We start from the raw sequence: 6,209 nt of genomic DNA, 5'->3' as shown, positions 1-6,209 counted from the left end.
ACATCTTGTCGCCATTCTCGCCACATACAGCCGTATGCAAGCGCTGACACGCTATCAAGAAGACCCTAGTACCACCAAACACCAAAAAACACTTGCAGAGCTACAGTATGAGCGTTTAGGCAATGATCTTATCTCACATTCGCAATCGGCATTAGAGAATATAAAAAACTCGCGACACACCGTGTCGCAAAAGGCCGATACAGCGGCATTAAAGGGCGTATTTGATGCTATGGTACCTAGGCATAAGCAAAACCTCTCTGAAACGCAGCAGGAGCGCCTACAGAGCGTCTCATTAGCCATTAATGACCATAGCCATGATATTAATCGAAGTCGTGGCATGACCCTAGGATTTTAAATATGACCGACAACGCCCAGTCGATTGCAATAGAAGAATTGGTACTCACCCTTCACGCACTGACTGAACAGCAGCAAGAGCTACTAGCAGACAGTCAGGAGCAGGGTAAAACCAACAATGAGCACGTACAGCAAATATCAGCAATGATAAAGCAGCTCACTGGGCTATTAAAAATTTATCAGGATAAAGAACAGCTGATCATAGATAACACAAGTCAGGCACTCAAAAATAATATCAATGCTGCCTTTCAGCAAAACCAAAAATCCTATCATGCACTAATAGATCAAGGCTTTACCACACATATAGACACAGCCAGTAAAAAGCTATCAACGGTTGCCGTTAAGATTGAAAAGCAATTTGACGATCTTGAAACGGCTGCTCATAACTCAAAAACTGAATTTGAGAGCAGACAGGGTTTTTTCAAAATGTATGAAGATACCTATGATACTCAAAGCCGAAAGATGAAAGAGAGCGTAGATAGTACAACGACTGCGGTTATCAACAGTACCAAAGATAGGCTTAATGACGTGGCTAATGATTTTAGCTATAACTTAGTCAAACATCTTAGCTGGAAAATAACCGCTATGCTTGGTGCGGTCTGTCTTTCAATTATGCTGCTAACGTTTGGTTCAGCTTGGTTGTTTGTTCCTAGCAAAGATGAAATTATTCAAAGGAAGGCTGAATATAATGCTCTTGATGACGCTCAATTATTTAATAAAGTGATCCAAGCTGATGATGGTTACTATGCAGAAGTCGATACCAGTAAATGTAGAAAAGATTTTAAATCTAAGTTTTTTAGTAATCCAACTTGGTGCAAGTTTAAGTAACTTTAAACCTAATTCTAAGTATTAAATAAATGCTTTTAATTTTTTAGTTATTAACAACCAAAAAGGTTTTTAATGCTTTTAATGCTTTTAAAAGCTTTTAAGTTGATTACAAGCATTGAAATCATTGGGCTGCGTGGGTCATTAACGGACGTTTACCTGTCAATTAACGGACGTTTACCTGTCAATTAACGGACGTTTACCTGTCAATTAACGGACGTTTACCTGTCAATTAAAGACTTTATTTATTTACGTCTCTTAAAAGACATGGTAACTTATAGTCATCAATAGAAAATAGGTTTATAGATATGAGTAGCAAAAAGTCAAAAAATGAGGTTGTTAAAACTCATAGGCTAAATACAGCTTTACAAAAGTTATCCCTTGCTGAAATTCGACTTATGCAGTTAGCGATTATAGACGCGAGAGAAACAGGCACAGGCATAGATACCGTAACTCCCTTACCTATCCACGCAAGCCGCTATGCTGAAGCGTTTGGTGTCACAAGACAAACGGCGTATGAAGTTCTTATTGAAGCTGAAACTTCTCTATTTAAGCGCTATTTTACATTTCTCGACGAGCGGGATAGTAAGCCAGTTAAGTCTCACTGGGTGAGTCAGGCAAAGTATTTAGATGATGAAGCAATCATAGAAATAATGCTTACACCTGCTGTAGTCCAAGAGATAACACGTATTGATGCTATAGAAGCTAAAACTCTATTCACAAGATTTGCGCTTGAGCAGGTAGCAACAATGAAGAGCGTGTACTCTGTTAGGTTATACGAACTACTCAACCAATGGAGGCAAGCAAAAAAGGTAAGCTTTGATCTAGATGTTTTCAGAGGGCAGTTGGGTGTTGAAGACACTGAGTACAAGGCAATGAGCGACTTTAAAAAGCGCGTTCTAGACCTTGCAGTGAAAGAGATAAATGAAAAATCAGACCTAAAAGTCAGCTACGAACAGGTTAAAAAGGGCGTGGCTATAGCAGGCTTTAAGTTTAAGGTATTAACCAAAGCTCAACCAAAAAACGCGAAACAAGAAGCTGTCAGAGATGTGAACACAGCAGATATGTTCACGATTGAAGGGCTGAATGATAAGCAGCTAGGACGCATTGTTCGCAATCCTACTTTCATGGCAGAGTACAATCATTTAGTAAGCCCGACTAGCCCAGCTGGACAGTCACAGCAAGGATGGGAGTTTGAGATGGTTAACCGTCTTAAAAGTGACGCTTCACAGTTTAGCAAGCGTCCTATTAAAGAATATTTGAAGTATTAGTGTTTTTTTTATTACGGGAGTTAATAGGCAATTATAACTGAAGGCTGTTGGTCTCTCTTCTTTTGATAACTGTTTCGAAATCGTCCTGTGTTGGATAGTTTTGTTCAGCAGTTCCACCTATCATTTTAGATATCCCATCGACGTTTGTACTGTACCATTCATCAAGCTTTAGGTCATATTTATTTAAAGCTCCATTCCAAACCATAGTTGTTGTTATAAAATGAATATTATCATCCATATTTTTCCGTAGAGCACTAGTATCCATACTTTGTTGTAAATATTGCATGGCTACATCCTGAATAACAAAAACTATTCTTTTGTGCCATACAGTAACAATTTTTCCTTTTTTGAATGCTTGTTGAAGCATAGTTTTCGAAAACTCATTAGCCCAATTAAGGCCGTATGTATGTTTTTCCCCTGTATATGCTTGATGTTCTAGTAGTTCTTTTACATAGCCATAAGGGGAGCCTGTTGTACCATTAGCTTGTAACTCTATGCATAAGAAGTCCTCGACTTCATTCATTGAGTTATTTGTATAAGCAACATAATCAACATTTCCGCCCATAGCCATGGAAACTTCCGATACAACACTGATGTTCGCCCAAGACGGATTGAAAAATTTTGCTATATCGTAAAATAGACTTTCTTCACCTAGAAATCTATGCGGACAGATAATATTAGGAATAATGGTTTTATTACCACTATAAGATATATTGTAGCCTACAGAACAAATTCCTACCTTTATGCTAGGTTCACTTTTGCGGGTCTTTGTACACTCACGTTTCAAATATGGGCAATACTGGTTGTTTCTACTCCATAAAGCTTGTGGACTATTATCATTGTATAGAGTTCCGAATATTTCAATAGGGAATTTACCTAGTTCTATACTGTTTTCACTTTGCATGAATCACTCCTTTAAAATAAATAAGCCCTTGTGACTTATCCTGAGAAAAAAAATCGTTCGACTTTTTAAAGACTATCTGCTATCCTTCCGACCCTAATGTTAGCAAATATGAGGTAATACACTATGTATACAGCAGTTGACTTATTTGCTGGGGTAGGCGGAATGTCCCTTGGTTTTCAAATGGCAGGCATAGAGCCTAAAGTTGGTGTAGAGTTTGACAAAAGTTGTATTGAAGCCTTAAAACATAACTTTCCAAGTAAAAGAATTATTGGAGAGGATGTTAGAAAAGTCAAAAGCGAAGAACTTTTAGAGGGTTTAGATGATGAAGAGATAGACGTTCTAATCGGTGGACCTCCATGTCAAGGTTTTAGCTTAATTGGTCTTAGAGACCCTAATGACGAGAGATCGAGATTGATTTTTGAGTTTATCAGAATCGCAAAAGATTTACAGCCTAAGTTCTTAGTTATAGAAAATGTTCAAGGCATGCTATCTGCTCAAAAAGGTGAATTCATTAAAGAGTTAATTAAAATAATAGAAGAAGCTGGATATACTATTCGCTTGCCAATTAAAGTACTAAACGCGGCTGACTATGGTGTGCCTCAAAATAGAAAGCGCGTATTTATACTTGCTGCTAGAAATGATTTAAACATAATACCAAACTATCCGGAGCCAACTCACAGTAATATTAGAGAGTCTGAAAAAGGACTGTTCCCTAACTTACCAAAGACCCCCTCTGTATCGGAAGCAATATTCGATCTGATCGATATAGATAAATACGATCATTTAGTAGACAGTGACGAAGTTGAGTATGAAAAACCTGCTGTAACAGACTATGCGAAAATGATGAAAGGAGAGTTAGCTGATAATCCCTATGCTAATCTGTATAAAAATGACTGGGATTCTAATATTTGTACAGGTTGTAGAAGAACGGTTCATGGTGAAGTTCTTACAAAGAGGTTTATAGAGACGAAACAAGGAGATACCGTTCCAGTTAGTAGGTTATATAAACTTAAAGAACATGATGTAGCAAATACTTTAAGAGCTGGAACACCTAGAGAAAGAGGAGCATATTCAGCTCCGCGACCAGTGCATCCATTACTACCTAGAGTTATTTCTGTTAGAGAAGGGGCTAGACTGCAAAGTTTTCCTGATTGGCATAGATTTCATAAAACAAAATGGCACGGATTTAGACAGGTAGGAAACGCCGTACCACCATTGCTCGCATTAGCTGTAGCTAAAGAAGTAAAGAAAAGTTTAGATATTATAAAAGAACGTAAGTAGTTCTTGTAGAAAACTGGGGCTATTCCTTATTTATTAAGAAAACTCAAGAAGAGACCAAACTATTATATTGGTTTCTTCTTGAGTTTATTTTTTTGTCCCTCTGACTAAGAGCGCGTTTTCGAGAACTGTGATATATTCACCTATCGGTACATATATCACAGTTCTCGAAACACGTTGGGGACACCCCAAACCCCAAAAAACCACCTTCAAAACAGGCAGTCGTTATGGCGATATTCATGGCAAGCACCAAGTCAATATCAAGAGCAAAAGGACAAAGTGCAATCGCGGCCGCTGCTTACCGTGCCGGTGACAAATTGCTTGATAAAGATAAAAACCACGGCAAAACGCACGACTACCAAAAACGCAGTGGTGTATTAAGTGCCGATATCATTTTGCCGACTACCTTAGATGGTTGCGAGATTGGCAGAGCTGAATTATGGAACATGGCCGAGCGCAATGAAACCCGAAAAAATAGTCGCGTGGCTCGTGAATGGTTGGTTGCCTTACCGCATGAATTGAGCGAACAAGATCGCAAAGACTTAGCCCATGATTTCGCCAGAACCTTAGCCGATAGATATCAGGTGATCGCAGATTGTGCGATCCATGTGCCAACCGATAAAGAGATCGAGCGCGGTGCAAGTCCTCTTAACTTTCATGCCCATATTTTACTGACCACACGCACCGCCACCATTGACGATGACGGCAAAATCTACCTCACCAAAGACAAAGCCGACAGTGAAATATCAGACGATGACCGCAGAAAAAAAGGCTTGCCGCGCATGAGCGTAGAAGTTAAAGCCGTGCGCGAGCTGTGGGAGCATACCGCTAACAGGGTATTAGAAGAAAAAGGCCATAACCTGATCGACAGCCGTAGCTATAAATCACAAGGTATCGACCTAGTGCCGCAAATCAAGATGGGTAAAGACGCGACCCACATGGAACGTAAAGGAATACCGACCGCAAAAGGTCAGTTTAACCGTGAGATTATCCAATCTAACGAGCTGGTTTGGAACAAACACCTAGCCAATAACCAAAAAACTAATGATAAAGCGGATCGTACCATCGCCGACCTGCGCGAAAGCAAGCTATTCATCGTCCCAGCTGCACCTAAACCTAACTTTAAGCCCAAAAAAGTTACTCAGGAGAGGATAGACAGCGCCAACGATACGGTAAATAGGCTAAAAGCGATACGACTTAACCGCGAGAAGGCGCAGCAAGCTGAGCAAGAGCACCTACAACAGCAGCAACTAGAAACAGCGGAGCGAAAAGAACGAGAACAGGCCGAACAAGAGAAACTAGAGCGACAACAGCGCCGAGATCAGAGACTTGCAAGAATTGCTACGGAGACAGGAGAGTTTAAGCACTTCTATCAGCAGCTAGAACAGCAGCCCATGAGTGTTGATAAGTCGCACCTGCAAAAAATCGATCAAAGCAGCGAGTTTGGCCAACATCTTGTCGCCATTCTCGCCACATACAGCCGTATGCAAGCGCTGACACGCTATCAAGAAGACCCTAGTACCACCAAACACCAAAAAACACTTGCAGAGCTACAGTATGAGCGTTTAGGCAATGAT

6 protein-coding genes are annotated in these 6,209 nt (G+C 40.0%); 5 read left to right on the top strand and 1 reads right to left on the bottom strand.

The annotated features are described in order from the left end of the window. The 3 genes from JMX83_RS14655 to repM form a co-directional block, all read left to right on the top strand. On the top strand, window positions 1-355 hold a 355-nt coding region (locus JMX83_RS14655), incomplete at its 5' end, for a hypothetical protein (RefSeq protein ID WP_201603289.1). A 2-nt stretch (window positions 356-357) separates the two neighbouring features. After that, window positions 358-1,182: a hypothetical protein gene (locus JMX83_RS14650; protein ID WP_201603287.1), complete on the top strand. Its 825-nt coding sequence runs from the start codon at window positions 358-360 to the stop codon at window positions 1,180-1,182. A gap of 305 nt (window positions 1,183-1,487) precedes the next feature. After that, on the top strand, window positions 1,488-2,450 hold the full coding sequence (gene repM / locus JMX83_RS14645; protein WP_201603285.1) for a replication initiation protein RepM: 963 nt from the start codon (window positions 1,488-1,490) through the stop codon (window positions 2,448-2,450). A 31-nt stretch (window positions 2,451-2,481) separates the two neighbouring features. Here repM and JMX83_RS14640 read toward each other — a convergent pair whose 3' ends face one another. After that, complete coding sequence (locus JMX83_RS14640) at window positions 2,482-3,354, bottom strand: NotI family restriction endonuclease (protein WP_201603282.1); 873 nt, start codon at window positions 3,352-3,354, stop codon at window positions 2,482-2,484. Window positions 3,355-3,477: 123 nt separating this feature from the next. Between JMX83_RS14640 and JMX83_RS14635 the strand changes: the two genes are divergently transcribed. Next, the gene (locus tag JMX83_RS14635; protein WP_201603279.1) at window positions 3,478-4,635 is read left to right on the top strand and encodes a DNA cytosine methyltransferase; all 1,158 of its coding nucleotides are present in this window, start codon (window positions 3,478-3,480) and stop codon (window positions 4,633-4,635) included. A gap of 236 nt (window positions 4,636-4,871) precedes the next feature. Continuing rightward, window positions 4,872-6,209: MobA/MobL family protein (locus tag JMX83_RS14630; protein ID WP_201603276.1), on the top strand; the 1,338-nt coding region annotated here is incomplete at its 3' end.

Source organism: Psychrobacter piscatorii (genome assembly GCF_904846415.1).
Classification (GTDB): domain Bacteria; phylum Pseudomonadota; class Gammaproteobacteria; order Pseudomonadales; family Moraxellaceae; genus Psychrobacter; species Psychrobacter piscatorii.
Note: the sequence above shows the minus strand (reverse complement) of the source record. Positions and strands in the feature narration are given on the sequence as shown.

What these genes read in the sequence shown, in the direction of transcription:
- JMX83_RS14635 (WP_201603279.1), top strand. Translation starts at nt 3,478, where the DNA reads ATGTATACAGCAGTTGACTTATTTGCTGGGGTAGGCGGAATGTCCCTT.
- repM (WP_201603285.1), top strand. Translation starts at nt 1,488, where the DNA reads ATGAGTAGCAAAAAGTCAAAAAATGAGGTTGTTAAAACTCATAGGCTA.
- JMX83_RS14640 (WP_201603282.1), bottom strand. Translation starts at nt 3,354, where the DNA reads ATGCAAAGTGAAAACAGTATAGAACTAGGTAAATTCCCTATTGAAATA.
- JMX83_RS14650 (WP_201603287.1), top strand. Translation starts at nt 358, where the DNA reads ATGACCGACAACGCCCAGTCGATTGCAATAGAAGAATTGGTACTCACC.